The 16255-nt window shown below is 64.1% G+C and carries 20 protein-coding genes; 15 read left to right on the plus strand and 5 right to left on the minus strand.

Annotated features, from left to right (window positions below; translation table 11 throughout):
- The first annotated feature begins 37 nt into the window (after positions 1-37).
- Positions 38-220 carry a hypothetical protein gene (locus CCK87_RS18440; RefSeq protein WP_212638182.1) on the plus strand — a complete coding sequence of 61 codons (183 nt, stop codon included), beginning with the start codon at positions 38-40 and terminating at the stop codon, positions 218-220.
- A 352-nt stretch (positions 221-572) separates the two neighbouring features.
- Here CCK87_RS18440 and CCK87_RS18190 read toward each other — a convergent pair whose 3' ends face one another.
- Positions 573-767 (minus strand): hypothetical protein, encoded by a 195-nt coding sequence (locus tag CCK87_RS18190; protein WP_170927073.1) that lies wholly within the window; start codon positions 765-767, stop codon positions 573-575.
- A gap of 145 nt (positions 768-912) precedes the next feature.
- Positions 913-1659 (minus strand): tyrosine-protein phosphatase, encoded by a 747-nt coding sequence (locus CCK87_RS03185; protein WP_086460022.1) that lies wholly within the window; start codon positions 1657-1659, stop codon positions 913-915.
- A gap of 175 nt (positions 1660-1834) precedes the next feature.
- On the opposite strand from CCK87_RS03185, the gene CCK87_RS03190 reads away from it, so the two are divergent.
- Positions 1835-2728 (plus strand): MerR family transcriptional regulator, encoded by an 894-nt coding sequence (locus tag CCK87_RS03190; RefSeq protein ID WP_086460023.1) that lies wholly within the window; start codon positions 1835-1837, stop codon positions 2726-2728.
- Between the two features lie 101 nt (positions 2729-2829).
- Positions 2830-3033, plus strand: coding sequence for a hypothetical protein (locus tag CCK87_RS03195; RefSeq protein ID WP_140162754.1), 204 nt, complete (start codon positions 2830-2832; stop codon positions 3031-3033).
- A 375-nt stretch (positions 3034-3408) separates the two neighbouring features.
- Here CCK87_RS03195 and CCK87_RS03200 read toward each other — a convergent pair whose 3' ends face one another.
- The gene (locus tag CCK87_RS03200; RefSeq protein WP_086460025.1) at positions 3409-3645 is read right to left on the minus strand and encodes a hypothetical protein; all 237 of its coding nucleotides are present in this window, start codon (positions 3643-3645) and stop codon (positions 3409-3411) included.
- Between the two features lie 82 nt (positions 3646-3727).
- Here CCK87_RS03200 and CCK87_RS03205 point away from each other — a divergent pair, with 82 nt between their 5' ends.
- Together CCK87_RS03205 and CCK87_RS03210 are read left to right on the plus strand one after the other, a co-directional pair.
- A complete protein-coding gene (locus CCK87_RS03205; protein ID WP_140162755.1) occupies positions 3728-4774 on the plus strand; it encodes a hypothetical protein in 1047 nt (348 codons plus the stop codon).
- Between the two features lie 9 nt (positions 4775-4783).
- A complete protein-coding gene (locus CCK87_RS03210; RefSeq protein ID WP_086460027.1) occupies positions 4784-6055 on the plus strand; it encodes a hypothetical protein in 1272 nt (423 codons plus the stop codon).
- A 236-nt stretch (positions 6056-6291) separates the two neighbouring features.
- On the opposite strand, the gene CCK87_RS18525 is transcribed toward CCK87_RS03210, so the two are convergent.
- On the minus strand, positions 6292-6597 hold the full coding sequence (locus CCK87_RS18525) for an HIT domain-containing protein (RefSeq protein ID WP_349289984.1): 306 nt from the start codon (positions 6595-6597) through the stop codon (positions 6292-6294).
- Between the two features lie 443 nt (positions 6598-7040).
- Positions 7041-7355: a hypothetical protein gene (locus CCK87_RS03220; RefSeq protein WP_140162756.1), complete on the minus strand. Its 315-nt coding sequence runs from the start codon at positions 7353-7355 to the stop codon at positions 7041-7043.
- Between the two features lie 191 nt (positions 7356-7546).
- On the opposite strand from CCK87_RS03220, the gene CCK87_RS03225 reads away from it, so the two are divergent.
- From CCK87_RS03225 to CCK87_RS03270, 10 genes are all read left to right on the plus strand, one after another.
- Complete coding sequence (locus CCK87_RS03225; protein WP_086460029.1) at positions 7547-8272, plus strand: hypothetical protein; 726 nt, start codon at positions 7547-7549, stop codon at positions 8270-8272.
- 44 nt (positions 8273-8316) lie between these two features.
- Complete coding sequence (locus CCK87_RS03230; RefSeq protein ID WP_086460030.1) at positions 8317-9972, plus strand: ABC-F family ATP-binding cassette domain-containing protein; 1656 nt, start codon at positions 8317-8319, stop codon at positions 9970-9972.
- Positions 9973-9981: 9 nt separating this feature from the next.
- Positions 9982-10464 (plus strand): pantetheine-phosphate adenylyltransferase, encoded by a 483-nt coding sequence (coaD, locus tag CCK87_RS03235; RefSeq protein WP_086460031.1) that lies wholly within the window; start codon positions 9982-9984, stop codon positions 10462-10464.
- A gap of 66 nt (positions 10465-10530) precedes the next feature.
- Positions 10531-11532, plus strand: coding sequence for a TIGR03557 family F420-dependent LLM class oxidoreductase (locus tag CCK87_RS03240; RefSeq protein ID WP_044442178.1), 1002 nt, complete (start codon positions 10531-10533; stop codon positions 11530-11532).
- Positions 11532-12398, plus strand: coding sequence for a coenzyme F420-0:L-glutamate ligase (locus tag CCK87_RS03245; RefSeq protein ID WP_086460032.1), 867 nt, complete (start codon positions 11532-11534; stop codon positions 12396-12398). The genes CCK87_RS03240 and CCK87_RS03245 overlap by 1 nt, the downstream gene beginning before the upstream one ends.
- Positions 12395-13036, plus strand: a complete 642-nt coding sequence (gene cofC, locus CCK87_RS03250) for a 2-phospho-L-lactate guanylyltransferase (RefSeq protein ID WP_086460033.1) — start codon at positions 12395-12397, stop codon at positions 13034-13036. Before CCK87_RS03245 ends, cofC begins: the two co-directional genes overlap by 4 nt.
- Positions 13037-13080: 44 nt before the next feature.
- Complete coding sequence (locus CCK87_RS03255) at positions 13081-13395, plus strand: hypothetical protein (protein ID WP_086460034.1); 315 nt, start codon at positions 13081-13083, stop codon at positions 13393-13395.
- Positions 13392-13853 carry a hypothetical protein gene (locus CCK87_RS03260; protein WP_140162757.1) on the plus strand — a complete coding sequence of 154 codons (462 nt, stop codon included), beginning with the start codon at positions 13392-13394 and terminating at the stop codon, positions 13851-13853. Before CCK87_RS03255 ends, CCK87_RS03260 begins: the two co-directional genes overlap by 4 nt.
- 78 nt (positions 13854-13931) lie before the next feature.
- The gene (locus CCK87_RS03265; RefSeq protein WP_086460036.1) at positions 13932-14549 is read left to right on the plus strand and encodes a TetR/AcrR family transcriptional regulator; all 618 of its coding nucleotides are present in this window, start codon (positions 13932-13934) and stop codon (positions 14547-14549) included.
- 136 nt (positions 14550-14685) lie between these two features.
- Entirely contained in the window at positions 14686-16215 is a 1530-nt protein-coding gene (locus tag CCK87_RS03270) for an ABC transporter substrate-binding protein (protein ID WP_086460037.1), read from the plus strand.
- The last annotated feature ends 40 nt before the right edge of the window (positions 16216-16255 follow it).

Below are 16255 nucleotides of genomic sequence, written 5' to 3' on the forward strand. Positions count from 1 at the left end.
GCACTCGCGACTGTCGAGTTCTCTGTAGCCTTCTGCCATGTCCAGTGCCTTCGTCATCCGGTCGGCCTCGCAGTCGGATGCCGCAAGCATGGCCCTCGTGCACGTGACGTCCTGGCGCGAGACCTATCGGGGTACTCTCGTGCCGGACGCGGTGCTCGATGCGCCCGACTTCTTGTCGAGTCGAGAGCGTTTCTGGGCCGGCGCGTTGACCGATCTGTGATGGGCCGAGAACCGCATAAGCGTTGCCGAGGTCGATGGTCGACTGGTCGGAATCGCCATGTCGGGGCCGGTCGTCGATCAGGAATGGACGCAGCACGTGCATGTGCTGTACGTCCTCGCGCAGCATCACGGAGCCGGGGTGGGTGCGGCGCTCTTGGGTTCGATCCTCGACGATGCGCAGCATGCTGCGCTTTGGGTGGGAGATCCCGTGCCGCGAGCTCAAGCCTTCTACCGGAAGAACGGATTCGTTCCCGACGGGACGGTGAAGATCGACGAGGGCATCCGAGCATTACGTATGCGTCGCACGGCCCATCGGCGGGATTCGCCTTCTCAACTTCCGTCTGACACAGGCATCAGCGTTCGTCCTGCCTCGGCACCTCACCCATCGTCACCTCAGGTCTGATCCCGGCCGATAAGGGGAGCCAGGTGAGGAATGTCACGCCCTCATCGGTCGCATCGAAGCGGGTGATCGTCTCGTCGCCTGGCTCGTAGAAGGTATCGCCCGCTCGAAGCACGCGTTCGGGCTCGGATCCCACCGTGAAGAACACAGATCCGGCCTCGATGACCCCGAAGACGGGTCCGTTGTGCTAATGCGCCCCGGGATGGACGCTGGCCGCAATCGTGATGCGTTGCACTTCGACGGCGGCGAAGCTCGGAGCCCCAGGGAGCTCGTAGGAGGCCAGAGTCTTTCGCTCAATCGAGTATTCGCTCACGCTTCGATGATCCCAGTTCAGGGGCAGTTCCACGCCAGGTCGTTATGGCCACTCGCGTCGAAGCTTCGACGTTCGATGTACTGAACCACGAATCGAGGTCCAGGTTTGCGTACATATCGCGGAACGCCGACTCCGCCGTATGCCCGAAGCGCCCGAGGACCTCTTGCCGTCCTTCGACTTCGAAGGATCGTTCGTGCAGAGCTATCATGGCGTTCGCGTTCGCGAAAGAGCCTAGATAGTCCGCTACTGCAGCGTCTTCGGTCACATCAAGGGCGCGCAACAGGACGGTGGCGACGAGCCCGGTACGGTCCCATCCCGCCGAGCAGTGAAAGAGAATCGCCCCATCATCAGCGGCGGCGATCGCATCCAGTACAAGGGCAAGCCGGTGTGGAAGGGAGTGGAGATGGGCGAGATAGTAGAGCGGAGTGCCCCACCGTCCGTCTCGCTCATACTCCGCCCAGAACTCGGTCTCGTCGTCGCCGTCGAGATCTACGTGAACGTGCTTGATCGAGGCAGGGATCTGGCCCGTGCGCTCGTCTGGCCTACGTAGATCGATGACGGTGCGCACTCCGTATGCGGTAAGTGCCGTCCACCCCTCGGTGTCGACCAGGTCCAGTCGTTCCGAGCGCACGAAGACGCCCTCGGGTGACATGGTTCCATCCTCGCGATCTAGACCGCCGAGATCGCGCACGTTCGCGAGGCCATTGATGTGGATCGTGCGTTTCATGGGTACCAGTCTGTCGACATGCCGGGCCCTATCGGGACCGCGCCCGCGCGCTCTACGGATGACACGGTCCTGAGCACACGGGGTTCTCGTCCGAGTCGGCCGGTCAGTTTGCACCTGCCGCAGCGTCATGTGATCTGCTGGAAGCATGTCCCCGTCCTACTCCGAGAGGTCCTCCATGCACGCGTTCCCGGCCCCACCCCGACAGGTGCTCATCGGCGATGCCGCGGCATTCGTCGGCGTCACTCCGCGCACGATCCGCCACTACCACCAGGTCGGGCTGTTGCCCGAGCGGGAGCGGGGCGGTGACGGCCGACGCCGGTATGGCTACGAGGAGATCATCCGCCTGCTCTGGATTCGCCGCATGGCCGACGCCGGGATCGCGCTCGACGACATCCGCGACGCCTTCGACGGCGCCGCCCCGAACGTTGCGGACGACGAAGACGAGGTCGCAGGCGTACTCAAGCGCTTGGACGACGCTCTCGCTGCACAGGAAGCCGAGCTGCAGCGAAAGCGCGCCTCGGTGCAGCGGATGCGGGAACGCGGTAGTCGGCTGGGGCTGCTCGACGATCTCGTTTCGAACCGCCTCGAGAGCGCCCCCGAAGGCTCGCTGCGTCAGGACGACCTCGACACCCTGCTGGTCACCGAACGCATCTTCGGTCCGCTCGGCGCCGCCGTGCAGGCCGGCCGTTTTCTCGCCCTCGCGCTCGATCCTGCACTGCGAGCGGAGTCCGACAGCGTCGACGCCACGGAGGAAACCTTGGACGACACGGTCGCCGTCGACAGCCCCCGGGTGGCCGAGGTCGCAAACGAACGACACGCGTTCGAAACCAAGCTGATGCGCGTCATAGAGGAGTCCGGTCAGGCGGCGGAGGACGATGCTCTCTTCGACGCCTGGGACGAACTGCACCCGATTGAGAACGCCGACCCGGCGCCCGACACGACGAGAAATTCTCGTGCGAAGAACGCGGCGGAGATCATTCGGAGCATGCCCTACGACTTCTCCCCGGCCCGCCTACGCTCCATGGAGCTGGCGGTCGAACTCGGTGCATCGGATGCGTCGGCGCTGTAGACGGTGCTGAACGCAGAAGGGCGTTATTGGCATTGCCATCGCGAGTGCGAGGGGACGAATGTCTCGGTCGAGTTGGCCTCAAGCTGCGCGGCGAGAGAAACGTGTTGGGTCGCAACCAGTCCGGCGGCAAGTCGAGCCTGCGCTTGCTTCGGGTCACCACCGACGGCGACCTCATCGTCGACGCGCGTATGGCGGCCTCGCTCATCATCGACGACGACCCCGGTTTCGAGCAGCACCCGGCCATACGCGAGGCGCTCGACAGGCGGCTGTACGAGGTCGAGGCAGAGTTCCTCGTCAAGAGCTGACTCGACTTCGGAGCTGACTTGAGGGCTGTCTCATAACTAATGTCTAGTACCAGACATCAGCGATCGATTTTCGAGACATAGTTATGAGAATCGCGGCGTAGCGGCAGGGAGCAGGAACTGCCCCGAAAGCTGCAATTTTCGCGCCATTGCTGTGGTGAGGCGGATGCGACGTCTCTTATCCCTAGGGTTGCAAGACACTTTGCTGACGTTCCGACATCGAAACGGTCAAGGCGCACCTGACTCCCCGCCACACCCTCTGGCGGATCTCTTGCGAAGCACCAAAGACGGCGGCGGCGACCAGGCCGACAAGTCTTGATCGCTTAGGGCGACGCCGAGTCTCAGATAGGGATCGTCCAAGCCAGATCGTGCGTTGTACTACATCTTAGAGATGCTGTGGATCATGATGATGGATACTACGGCCGAGTACGCAGCACTGAGGATCGTGAACCAGTTACCAGCCGTTCCGCCCCACAGCCGCAACGTCTCAGGGCTCATCCCGAGCAGTCCGGCGGCATGACGAATCGCGCGCATCATCGTCGGGTGGTCAGGCCTGGACTCCGCGAGCATCCGCGATGCCCGTTCACGCATCTCGGGCGAATACTTCCTGTTCATCGTGTTCCACCCTTATTTGAAGAACGGAACGAAAGTCAGGCCGATCCAAAGTGTACGAACGATGGATGGGGAGGGGTCGAACGTGGCAGTCAGCGGCGACCTGCGACAACTCTGGTACGCCCTGAGAAGCGGAATGTCCGTAGTTTTCAGTACGCTGGGAAAGGGTGATTGGGGACCGGGGGTAACCGCCATGACAGACAGCTTGCTGGCATCACTGCGCAACCACATGTTGGATGAGAACGAGCCTCTTGCGGGGCTTCTACGCAAGTGCTTAATGCTTGGTGCGGAGACCGGGTCCAACTCGCTAAGGCAGTGGGCCCGGAAGGAGCTCAACGGCTACAGCAGTGATGACAAGTTACCGAGCTACAGGAAGCTCCCCTCACCGCCTCTCTCCGCGGACACGATGAGCGGGAACATGTGGGCCAAGAACATGACCTACAGCGTCTTACAGCTGCCGACAAAGGCACGCGAGGTTCTCGGCGACGAATTCCCGTTATATCAGCCTGTTGAGGAACTGGAGCAGTTCTCGACCCAGAAGTCGTTGTCGTTCACCAACAACGGCCTGACTTATGCACAGCACCTATGGAACGAGGGTCTGGGACCGTTCCAGCAAGTCATGAACCTTCGATTCACCGCCTCCGGCTCGATGTTCGCTGGCGTGCTCGGACAGATTCGTACACAGCTCGTTGATCTCATCGCGGACCTGACGACCAACACTCCTCTCGAAGAACTACCTCGAAAGGAGGCTGTAGACGCGGCTGTCAGTACGCACATCGGCGTGCAGTACAACACCACCATTCAAAGCACCAGCGGTCCTACTGCCGTCGGTAACAACGCGACGGCGAAGGCGGAGGGACTCAGCGTCAATGACGCGATTCGGCTGCTCGACGCCGTTCGCGATTCGACTCGAGAGGTCACAGACGAAGGCGCCAGAGCCGAGATCCTGGGCGTGCTGAACGACCTCCAAGATGAACTGCGCGCGACCGCACCGTCGACGACGGAAGTCGTCGGGAAACTCAGCAGACTCAAGGAGGTCGCCTCGCGAATCGGAGGTGCAGGTTTGACTGCCGCTGTTTCCGGGGCTGTGGAGGGACTTACGACCATGGTCATGTCCGGGGCCTTCGGCTAGAGGTTCGACATGGCGAACAAGCCCAATCTCAGCCCGGCCGCGCGCGACCTGCTGAAGTCTATAAAGCAGCGTTATCTGAAGTCGCGCGACTTCAACGGCCTGCATATCCGCGCCAGCAGCACGTCGGCGGAGGTGATACAGGCCGCAGTCGAACTGGTCGAAGCTGGCCTCGTCCAGGTTGTGGGTCCGGCCGACTATATGAACATCCATATCCGCCCTTGGCCCTCCCGTAGGACCCCGGAGCTGCAGATCAAGGAACTGTGCGATCTGTCGACCGACGACTATGGCGTGGCACTGTACCCCATGGCGAAGGCAATGGAGAGCGTGAAGCTGCCTGCGCGGTATGACGACGCCCCCTTCTCGAGGGCGATGGCGCGCGGCCGCTCGACACTGGAAGTCGCTTTCTTCAGCCCCGATGTGCTCGAGGGCTACCGCAACGACGCCCGATTCGAGTTTCGCATGAGCGACTTCGGCATCAACTTCTGGTTGACCGACGACGCACACGACCAAGACGACCATTTGGGAAAGGACAGCGTCTCGCTCATCCACCTCGGGTTCGCCTACGACATGAGCATGCACTCCCCGAATGACCCCGAGTCGGTGATCTTGCGCCGCGTCGCAGCGTTTTACGGCGACTTAGACGATCTCACCCCCGAGCACCAGCAACGATGGTCAAGCTATCAGGTCGCCTCCAGCGGAGTCGACCCACATCCGGTCTGGTTCGCATCGCAGATGGGCAACTGGCCCGACGGCATCGGCCCGTTCCAGCGATTCACGCAGGAACTGGAAAACATCGGGGACCTGTTCGAGAACGTATGGGGTGTGAGGCTGTTCAAGACTCATACGGCGCCAGATGACTTCGGCTGGATTCTCCGCGCCGACCAGCGCGAGTGGGACCACTTCATCCACTCACTCGACAAGCTTTTGTCCGACAATATCGACGCGTCCGCTCTCGACAAGGCCAGCGTGGTGAAAAAGAATGCCGCCGGGCAACAGCTGGGTACACTGGCACGACTCGAGCTGTTCATGACGATAAATGGCGTCGAACCGGACATGGCCAAGTGGGCGCTGGCGCCGCTGAAAGAGGTTCGGAAGGCTCGCCAGAAGCCCGCGCACGCCTTAAGGACAAACGTCACCGACCGGACATTCGTGCACAAGCAAAAGCAGCTTATGCACGACATCGACGAAGTGTTGATCAACATCCGTGACTGGCTGGCGAGCCATCCACGAAACCGCGGCTGGGTCGATCCGATGTCAGGACTGAAGGACTACCCGATCTAAGTCCGACGGTGTCTAGGACACAGAGTCTTTGACGCCGTGGGCTGCTGCAAGGATCGGTGACAATTGGTAGTCACTTCGCCAGCGCGACCCCCTTCGAGTGTTTCGTAACCAAAGTGTCTCGAAACCCATGGGATCCAAGACAGTTCTGACTTTCACCCCGCCACCTAGGGACCGCAGCACACCGCCACTTACCGATCAAGTCCACACTTAGAGCTCTCCGCCCGCCGAGCACTCGGCTACAGGGCGGGAGGCTGCGAGTCGATTGTGAAGGGGAGGCCTAGCTGTGCTCGCAGTTTCGAGGCGTAGCGCGCTCGCTTTTCTGCGCAGACCCATGACGCTTCGGCGTCCCGGCGATACAGCTCATCCCCGCTCCAGCGAGGAAACACGTGCACGTGCAGGTGCCACACATCCTGGCCGTCAGCCGGTTCGTTGTGCTGCCGGACTGAGGTTCCTTCGCACCCGTAGGCGGCCCGGAGCCCAATGGCGGTCTGCTGAGTGAGCTCCCAGACGGCTCGGCTGTCTTCGGCCGCGGTCGTAAAGATTTTCTACGTGCACGCGAGGGATGATCAGCGCGGCGCCGGGATTGTGCGGCCACCAATTGGGGGCGATGCGGACGATCGCTCGGTCAGTGACCGCTACCACGTCCGAAGCCAGGTTCCACTCATCGAACTCGCCACGGAGAAGCGCACAGAACGGACACCGATAGCCTGACGGCTCATGACTCGCGGTAACCACACTCGATCATCCCATCGGAGCTCGATAACCGATCGGCTAACGGGCACCTGCTGGGCACCCCCCGGAAGTCCGTGTGTCTCGTAATCTATCTGGCTCATAACCCAGGGGATACGAGACCGTGCTTGCTCGAGTCGCCGGAAAGTCGCACATGAGATGTGTCGTATCCCCGTGGCGAACTCGACTGGTCAGGGCAACACTTTGACGGTAGCTGGGCCTAGATATCGGTGTGGCGTAGGGCAGAGGCCCGCGACTACACCCGCTTCAGCGCTTCCGGCAGCACTATCACAAGCGTCGCCATGGCCAGCAGCGAACTGAGCACGAGCGAGACCACAGGCATTGACGACGCCAGACTGGCACTCCTGTTGCGGCGAATGATGATGACGGAACCCACCGCGAGGGCGAGACCGAATCCGATCTGCACGATCGTCAAGAAGACTGCCGTCTCGGCTGAGTCCCCACCGTTCAGAGGCAGAAGCAGGAGGTAAAGCGCGCTGGGAGCGAATCCAATCACGCCGATGATCGAGAGCGCGAGCAACCATCGACTGGGAACGCTGTGCGGGGCCACCCGTTCAGGATAAGCGCGCCGGCACTCGCTCTGGCCGAATCCGTGGTGGGCTCTTCGGCGGAGGTAGGTGACATCTGAGTCCGCGGCATCGCGTGAGCTACAGGTCGCTTAATCTCCAGTCGTCACTTAGCGTCGAGAGAGCCGGCTGATAGTCCAGAGCCGAATGAGTGACGAAAAGGGGATCCGCACCGATGCGCTTTACCGGATTCCTCCCGGAGGATGCACCCGACCCTCGTCTTGCGCAAGCCGAGAAAGTCAAGCTCATGCCGGTTCCGGTGCTGGGACTCGTGCCGCAACCGTCTCTCGACGACATCCACATGGAGAGCACCGCGACCTCCAGCGGCGACAGCGGAATGTCGCAGATGTCGGTGAGCATCAACTACACGCTCTGGCGCAATCCGCTCGATCATTCCGACCCCGTGAACCTCGCCGAACTCGACGAATCGACACGCCGGGCCCTCGACGAACCGGCACCGCACCCTCGGCCCGCGTGGCTCATCGAGCAGGTAGCTCGGATGCGTTACCCGATGCTGTGGGAAGCGGTGCGAACCTCGTGGCATCGCGACCCTACCGACTTCTCAACACCGTCATATCTTCTCGTCGAGCATGCCAACTACATCCTGATAAATCGATTCCGCGCAGAGCTGGGCCTCGGAGACATCCATACCGACCGCTTCGCGGCGCGACTCACAGAACGCGCAGTCAACCCGCGGGCCACTGCGATCGTCGACGGCATTCCGATGCCAGCGATCGAGATCGATACCGATCCGTTCGTGTACGCAATCGGGGTAGAACTCGCCCCAGGCTCTGTGCTCACGGCCGTGATCCCTCGTGACGAGATGCAACACGTGCGCATTGAGTTCGTAAGACGCGTATCGCCGGCTGAAACCACCTCCCTTAGCGAAGGCTCTCGCTGACCGCCCAACTCGCCTGCGGCCCGCGCTCCTGACACCATGGAGTCATGACCGCAACACTCGTGGCCAAGGGCCTGGCCGGCGGCCACGGCCACCGCACACTCTTCTCTTCTCTCGACCTCACCGTCGCGCCCGGCGACATCGTGGGCGTTGTGGGCGCCAACGGCGCCGGCAAGTCCACGCTGCTGCGCATCCTCGCAGGGCTCGACGCGCCGCTCGAGGGCACGGTCACGCTCGCGCCCGGCGACGCCTTCGTGGGCTGGCTACCGCAAGAGCACGAGCGGGTCGCTGGCGAGACGGTCGCCGAATACGTCGGGCGGCGCACCGGCACGACGGTTGCGACGAGCGAGATGGATGCCGCGGCCGCGGCTCTCGGAGATACCGCGGGCGTCGCACCGGGCGAACCCGATCCGGCCGACGTCTATTCAGCCGCGCTGGAACGCTGGCTGGTCAGCGGAGCCGCCGATCTCGACGACCGCCTGCCCGTCGTTCTGGCCGAGCTCGGGCTTGCTCTGTCGTCCGACGCGCTGATGACGTCCCTCTCGGGAGGTCAGGCCGCGCGGGTCGGCCTCGCCGCCCTGTTGCTCTCGCGCTTCGACGTCGTGCTGCTCGACGAGCCGACCAACGACCTCGACCTGGACGGGCTGGAGCGGCTCGAGAATTTCATCCGGGGTCTGCGAGGGGGAGTCGTGCTCGTGAGCCACGACCGGGCTTTTCTGGCGTCGAGCGTCACCCGCGTGGTCGAGCTCGACCTCGCTCAGGGCACGAATCGTGTGTACGGCGGAGGCTACGACTCGTTCCTCGAGGAGCGCGAAACGGCGAAGCGGCACGCCCGCGAAGAGTACGACGAGTTCGCCGAGAAGAAGGCCGACCTTGTGGGCAGAGCCCGCACCCAGCGCGAGTGGTCGAGTCAGGGCGTGCGCAACGCCATGAAGAAGTCGCCCGACAACGACAAGATCCGGCGCAAGGCCTCGGTGGAGTCGAGCGAGAAGCAGGCCCAGAAGGTCCGCCAGATGGAGAGCCGCATCGCCCGCCTCGACGAGGTCGAGGAGCCGCGCAAGGAGTGGCAGCTTCAGTTCACCATCGGGTCGGCGCCCCGGTCGAGTTCGGTCGTGTCCACGCTCTCGGCGGCTGTCGTGCGCCAGGGTGACTTCACGCTCGGGCCCGTCTCTCTGCAGGTCGACGCGGGTGATCGCATCGGCATCACAGGGCCGAATGGCGCCGGTAAGTCCACTCTGCTTCGGCTCCTGCTGGGGCGCACGGTTCCCGACGAGGGCATGGCGAGCCTCGGCGCGAGCGTGGCGATCGGCGAGATCGACCAGGCCAGGGCCGTGCTTGCGGGCTCGGCCACTCTGGCGTCGAGTTTCGAAGCGCAGGTGCCCGAGTGGCCGGTCGCCGAGATCCGCACCCTGCTGGCGAAGTTCGGATTGAAGGCCGACCACGTCTCGCGCCCGGTCGACGAGCTCTCACCGGGCGAACGCACGCGGGCCGGGCTCGCGCTGCTGCAGGCCACGGGCGTCAACCTGCTTGTTCTCGACGAGCCCACGAACCACCTCGATCTCGTGGCGATCGAACAACTCGAACAGGCCATCGAGTCGTACGACGGCACGCTCCTGCTGGTCACGCACGACCGCCGCATGCTCGAGACAGTGCGTCTCAACCGCCAGTGGCAGGTCACTGACGGCACAGTGATCGAACGATAGGGTCGAACAATGAGCAGTGTCGCCGTCGTCCCCGGGTCTTTCGACCCCGTCACCCTCGGGCATCTCGATGTCATCTCGCGAGCCGCGGGCCTCTTCGACGAGGTGCACGTTCTGGTGGTGCACAATCCCGCGAAGACCGCGCTCCTGCCCATCTCGCAGCGGGTGCGCCTGATCGAGCAGGCCATTCTCGATGAGGGTCTGCCGTCGAACATCGTCGTCAACTCGTGGAGCGTTGGCCTGCTCGTCGACTACTGCACCGATGTCGGAGCGCGAGCGCTCGTCAAGGGAATCCGATCCCAGGTCGACGTGGCCTACGAGACGCCGATGGCCATCGTGAATCGCAACCTGGCCGGCGTCGAGACGGTGTTCCTGCTTCCCGACCCCGCGCACGCGCACGTCTCGAGTTCTCTCGTGCGGCAGGTGTCGTCGCTGGGCGGAGACGTGGCGCCGTATGTGCCGGCCGCCGTGGCTGCCTTCCTGAACAGTCAATAGCGCTCAACAGTCAATAGGGCTCATCTTCGAAACCTGATCTTCACACGCGAGTGGGAGGATGGAAGCATGTCTGATCTCTCCATCGGCTATGCCGCCATGCTCGAGCAGTTCCACCCCACCGAGGCCGTCGCTCTGTCGGCACTCGCCGAACAGCACGGCTTCACGGGCGTGATGGCTGCGGATCATTTCCAACCCTGGGTTCCTCAGCAGGGCCAGAGCGCATTCGTCTGGGAGGTTCTCGCGGCCCTGGGCGAGCGCACCACCGGCGACTTCGGGCCGGGCGTCACGGCCCCGACGTTCCGCTGGCATCCCGCGATGGTGGCCCAAGCATCCGCAACCCTCGGTGCCATGTACCCGGGCCGGCACTGGCTCGGACTCGGCTCGGGTGAGGCCCTGAACGAGCACATCGTGGGCGGCTACTGGCCTGAGGCGCCCGAGCGCATCAACCGCATGTTCGAGGCCATCGAGATCATCAACAAGCTCTTCACGGCATCGATCGCCGGAAAAGATGTGAAGCACTCGGGGCAGTTCTACAAGCTCGAGTCGACCCGCCTGTGGACGATGCCTCCCGTGGCTCCCGAGATCCTCGTCGCCACGGCAGGCCCTGTCACCGCGAAGCGGGCGGGTCGCCACGTCGACGGGCTCATCACGGTCGGAGCCCCTCTGGCCAAGATCGAGGGTCTCTTCGCCAAGTTCGAAGAGGGCGCGCGCGAGGCGGGCAAAGATCCGTCGACGATGCCGCGCGTGCTCCAGCTGCACATGTCGTGGGCAGAGACCGACGAGATCGCTCTCGTCAACGCCATGACCGAGTGGCCGAACGGTGGCATGAAATTCCCCAAGGGCGACATCCGTTCACCGTTCGAGTTGGAGCAGATGGCCAAACTCGTGCGCCCCGAAGACTTCGAGGGCCGCCTGGTGATCTCGAGCGATCCCGACGTGCACCGCGCCTACATCCAGAGCTTCATCGACCTGGGCTTCGACCGCGTCTACCTGCACAACGTCGGCCGCAACCAGAAGGAGTGGATCGAGGTCTTCGGTCGCGACGTGCTGCCGAAGCTGCACCGCTAGTGTCCCGATCCCACGCCGCGGAGATCCGGCTGATCGGCATCGAGGGCATTCCCGAGGTCTCTCCCGGAGACGACCTGGCGACGCTCATCGAGGCCGCTCTCGCCGCGCAGGAGCTGACCCTCGAAGACGGTGACATTCTCGTGGTCACGTCGAAGATCGTCTCCAAGGCAGAGGGACGGGTCATCGCAGCGACCGACCGTGAAGACGCGATCACCCGCGAGACGGTTCGCCTCGTCGCGTCGCGTGCGCACCCGGGAGGGGTCACCCGCATCGTCGAGAACCGACAGGGGCTTGTGCAGGCTGCGGCGGGGGTCGACGCGAGCAACACGCCCGACGGCACCGTCCTTCTGCTTCCCGAAGACCCGGATGCCTCGGCGCGAGCCCTGTGCTCGGCCCTGCGTCAGGCATCCGGTGCGCTCGTGGGCATCGTGATCTCTGACACCCTCGGCCGCGCGTGGCGCGAGGGCCAGGTCGATGCGGCGATCGGGGCTGCGGGCGTGATCGTCATCGACGATCTGAGAGGCAGCACCGACACGTTCGGACAGACGCTGTCGGTGACCCAGGCGGCAACCGGCGACGAGCTCGCGTCGGCCACCGATCTGGTCAAAGGCAAGGCGACGGGCATGCCGGTGGCTCTCGTGCGCGGGCTGCCCCGCCTCGTGGTCGAGACGCTCGATACTCCCGCTCGCGCACTGGTGCGACGGCCGGAGGGCGACATGTTCCGGCTCGGCACTGACGAGGCGCTTGCCCAGGGCTTCGCCGAGGGCTACGGCCGAGGGTTGGCGGATGCGCGACGCGGCCATCGCGCGGCCGCCCGGCCTTCGCGCGTTCGGCTCCGTGCGCGCTCGAGTCGGAGTGCGCGATGAGCGCCACGGGGGAGTGGGTCGTCGTGATGCCCGTCAAGGGCACGGCGGGGGCGAAGAGTCGGCTGCTCGGCGGGCTCGCCGAGTCAGAGATCCCGGAAGCGCGTCGCGCCGAGTTCGCATTGGCCCTCGCGCTCGACGCGGTGGATGCTGTGCGCACGGCCATGCCTGTCGTGCGGGTCATCGTGGTGACGAGCACCGAGGTCTCCGAGCGCTTCGAAGCGTTGGGTGCGCTCGTTCGCCGCGACCCGGGGACGGGCCTCAATGCGGCCTTCACCCGCGGCATCCGGGCTGCCATGGAACTCAACCCGGGCCGCCCTGTCGCTGCCCTGATGAGTGATCTGGCATCGATCAGGCCCCGAGATGTGACCGCTGCGCTCGAGCTGGCGTCGGCGGTGCCACTCGGCATGCTCACCGACAAAGACGGAACGGGGACGACGATGCTCACCGCCCTGTCTCCGCGAGAGCTCGTGCCGCGGTTCGGGCTGGGGTCTGCGCGTCGGCATCGCGAAGCGGGGCACCTCGAGCTCGACATCGCCAGGGGCGACCGGATGCGCCTCGACATCGACACGGCCGACGACCTCGCGGCTGCCCGCGCACTGGGCCTGGGGCCTCGAGCACGAGCGGTACTCGGGCACTAGCGCAATGGCTTCCGTCGCCCGGGTGCACCTGGCAGGGTCGAGGAATGGAGCCTCCCGAAGATGGACCAGGACGTCGAATCAACCCGTTCGAGATCGCGTTGTGGGTGTTCGGTGTTGTTGCCGTCACGTCTGCGATCTGGGGTGCCGAGTGGGCCAACGGCACCCAGTCGCTCGCGAACGGCGGCTACTACTGCGACGCGGCCGGTAACTGCACGGAGCGCTACGACTACGTTCAGGTGCACACCGTTCTAACGCTGGCGCCGTCGGTGATGACGGCCGGCCTCATCGCCATCGTGGTCGTGCTCGCCCTCAGGGCGTGGCCTGCTGTGCGCTCGGCGCATGGAAGAGTGGGCATATGAATCACCCAACCCGTGTGAACCCATTCGAGATCGCGCTCTGGGCCCTGGCCGTCGTCCTCACTGTTGGCGGCGGGGCGGCACTCGCCTGGTCAGTCAGTCGCCTCGGTACGGGTGGAGGGCCCTATTCAGATGGATTCGTGGCGACTCAGATGATCTTCTCGCTCGCGCCTGTCGCTGTCACCGCGGGCCTGTTCTCTCTGGTGGCGGCGCTGGCTTTTCGCGCGGCACTTCTCGTCGTCGCCCGGCGAGCGGCTGCGTCAGCCCGTGAGGCTCGCCTCGCGGAGGCGTCCTCGACCTCGGCGACGACCGCGACGACCGCGACAGGAGAGATCCCCCGGGCTGCATCCCCTACGGGTGTTGCGCCGGAGGAAGCCTCTGTGACCTCCGAGCAGCCGAGATTCAGACAGCGTCAGCGCGCGCTCGATCACTCCGCGTTCAAGAGGCCCGGAACGGAATAGCCGCCTGTCAAGTACCCGACCTTGTGGTCGGTCGGCATATAGGCTGAGCCCGTCGAAGAATCAGAGCGGAGTCGACTCATGGGCGCAAAACTGGGCCAGAACAACGTCAAGGGTGAGCAGACCAAGAACGCCATCCTCGCTGCGGCCGAGCAGTTGTTCGCGGAATCCGGATACCGAGGCGCGTCGCTGGCGAACATCGCCGAGCGCGCCGGAGTGACCCAATCGGGGCTGCTTCATCACTTCAATTCGAAAGACGAACTCCTGGTCGCGGTGCTCGAGCAGCACAACCGTGACGACGATGCTCTGCTGATCGGGCCGCTCAGCATGGGTGGCGTCGACGTCATCACCGGCCTGCGCGAGTTGATCGTGCAGAACTCCGAGAACCGAGTGTCTGTCAGGCTTTTCGCCGTCCTCGTCGCAGAGAGTACGTCGGTCGACCACCCGGGTCACGACTACATGAAGGCGCGCTATGACCGGCTGCGCAACAGGTTGGTCGGCGCGTTGTCTATCGGCATCCAGCGGGGAGAGATCCGTGCCGACGCCGATCTCGAGGTGCTGGCCTCGGCGCTGATCGCCTTGATGGACGGCATCCAGCTGCAGTGGATCTACAACTCGCAGGTCGACATGGGGGCGGCCTTCGACCTGGTGGCGAGCGCCCTCGTGCAGTCGATGACGGGCGGCGCCACGGCCGCCTGATCTCGAGCGAAAAGGCCGTCCTGAGGGGCGGTCATTTTTTCGATTGATTTACCGACCGAGTACACGGTATGTTAATCACCGGACGCGGTGATCAGTCTTCGCCTTGCGCCATTTCACTCAACGAAGAGAGACAGACATGAAGAGATCGATTCTCGGGCTCGGGGCGCTTGTCGTCGCAGCGAGTCTTATGCTCGCCGGATGCTCCGCGGGATCCCCGGCCTCCACCGATTCCGCCGCCGCCACGGGGGGAACGCTCACTCTTGGCGCAACCGTGGATGCCACGTCGTGGGACACGGCAGATGCCGAGTTCGGAAACCGTCTGCAGTACATGCAGCCCGTCTACGACTCCCTCCTGCACATCGATTCGAAGCTCGAGATCACACCGTGGCTCGCATCGGCTTTCAGCTACAACGACGACAACACGCGCCTCACCCTGACCCTGCGCGACGACGTCACATTCACCGACGGCGAGGCGTTCAACGCCGACGCCGTGAAGGCCAACCTCGACCACTTCGCCACCGGAACCGGACAGAATTCGATCACGCTCGCGTCGGTCTCCTCCGTCGAGGTGACCAGCCCGACCGAGGTGGTGCTGGTGCTCAAGGCTCCGGACCCGGCGCTTCTGCGCAACCTGGCGCTCGTCTCAGGAATGATGGCGTCGCCGGCACAACTGACCACCGGTTCGCTCAAGACCACGCCGGTGGGTAGCGGCCCCTACGTACTCGACGCGGCGGCGACGGTGACGGGAAGCCAGTACACCTACAAGCGCAACGCCGACTACTGGAATGTCGATGCGTTCCCCTACGACAGCATCGTCATCAAGCCGCTCTCAGACCTCACCGCTCGACTCAACGCCTTGAAGGCGGGCGAGATCGACGCCGCGAGCGCCGACGCGAAGAGCATGGCCGAGGCTCAGGCGAGTGGCCTGACCGTCGGCAAGATGCTCGGCGACTGGCAGGGGCTCTTCATCGTCGACCGTGCGGGAGCCAAGGTTCCCGCGCTGGCCGACGAGCGAGTGCGCCAGGCGCTGAACTACGCGATCGACGGCGACGCGATCCTCAAGTCGATCCGTCTGGGCGAGGGGGAGTCGACGACGCAGATCTTCAACCCGAGCAGCCAGGCGTACGACAAATCTCTCGACGACGCCTACCCGTACGATCCGGCGAAGGCCAAGAAGCTCCTCGCCGAGGCGGGCTACGCCGACGGCTTCGACCTCGTGCTCCCTGATCTCGCCGGATTCTCGGATGTGACCACGATCACGGTGCAGTCCCTGAAAGACGTCGGCATCCGAGTCACCACTGAGCCCGTATCCGCCGACCAGACGATCTCCCGCCTGATCAGCGGAGAGTTCCCCGTGTTCGTCTTCTCGTGGGGTTCGTCCAACTCGTGGCAAGACACGATCAAGCTCCTCACGCCGACGGCTCCCTGGAACATGATGAAGAACCAGGACCCGGAACTCGACTCCCTGATCGCTGCGGCGCAGAGCTCCTCCGGTGCTGACGCCGACACGGCCTTCCAGAAGCTGAGCGCGTTCGTCGTCGACAAGGCGTGGTTCGCCCCGTGGTACGTGCAGAACAACATCTACCTGAGCTCCGCGAAGACCTCGGTCACCATGCAGCCGCAGAACGTCGTTCCGTACATCTGGAACTACGCGCCCGCCAGCTGAGCACATCGGGTGGCGTCGGAGAATCCGACGCCACCCGCCC

The organism is Agreia sp. VKM Ac-1783, from assembly GCF_900177765.1.
GTDB lineage: Bacteria > Actinomycetota > Actinomycetes > Actinomycetales > Microbacteriaceae > Agreia.

Bases quoted from the DNA above. Each gene is read 5' to 3' on its own strand.
- CCK87_RS18440 (WP_212638182.1), top strand. From the start codon at position 38: ATGTCCAGTGCCTTCGTCATCCGGTCGGCCTCGCAGTCGGATGCCGCA.
- CCK87_RS03185 (WP_086460022.1), bottom strand. From the start codon at position 1,659: ATGAAACGCACGATCCACATCAATGGCCTCGCGAACGTGCGCGATCTC.
- CCK87_RS03190 (WP_086460023.1), top strand. From the start codon at position 1,835: ATGCACGCGTTCCCGGCCCCACCCCGACAGGTGCTCATCGGCGATGCC.
- CCK87_RS03200 (WP_086460025.1), bottom strand. From the start codon at position 3,645: ATGAACAGGAAGTATTCGCCCGAGATGCGTGAACGGGCATCGCGGATG.
- CCK87_RS03210 (WP_086460027.1), top strand. From the start codon at position 4,784: ATGGCGAACAAGCCCAATCTCAGCCCGGCCGCGCGCGACCTGCTGAAG.
- CCK87_RS03225 (WP_086460029.1), top strand. From the start codon at position 7,547: ATGCGCTTTACCGGATTCCTCCCGGAGGATGCACCCGACCCTCGTCTT.
- CCK87_RS03230 (WP_086460030.1), top strand. From the start codon at position 8,317: ATGACCGCAACACTCGTGGCCAAGGGCCTGGCCGGCGGCCACGGCCAC.
- coaD (WP_086460031.1), top strand. From the start codon at position 9,982: ATGAGCAGTGTCGCCGTCGTCCCCGGGTCTTTCGACCCCGTCACCCTC.
- CCK87_RS03240 (WP_044442178.1), top strand. From the start codon at position 10,531: ATGTCTGATCTCTCCATCGGCTATGCCGCCATGCTCGAGCAGTTCCAC.
- cofC (WP_086460033.1), top strand. From the start codon at position 12,395: ATGAGCGCCACGGGGGAGTGGGTCGTCGTGATGCCCGTCAAGGGCACG.
- CCK87_RS03255 (WP_086460034.1), top strand. From the start codon at position 13,081: ATGGAGCCTCCCGAAGATGGACCAGGACGTCGAATCAACCCGTTCGAG.
- CCK87_RS03260 (WP_140162757.1), top strand. From the start codon at position 13,392: ATGAATCACCCAACCCGTGTGAACCCATTCGAGATCGCGCTCTGGGCC.
- CCK87_RS03265 (WP_086460036.1), top strand. From the start codon at position 13,932: ATGGGCGCAAAACTGGGCCAGAACAACGTCAAGGGTGAGCAGACCAAG.
- CCK87_RS03270 (WP_086460037.1), top strand. From the start codon at position 14,686: ATGAAGAGATCGATTCTCGGGCTCGGGGCGCTTGTCGTCGCAGCGAGT.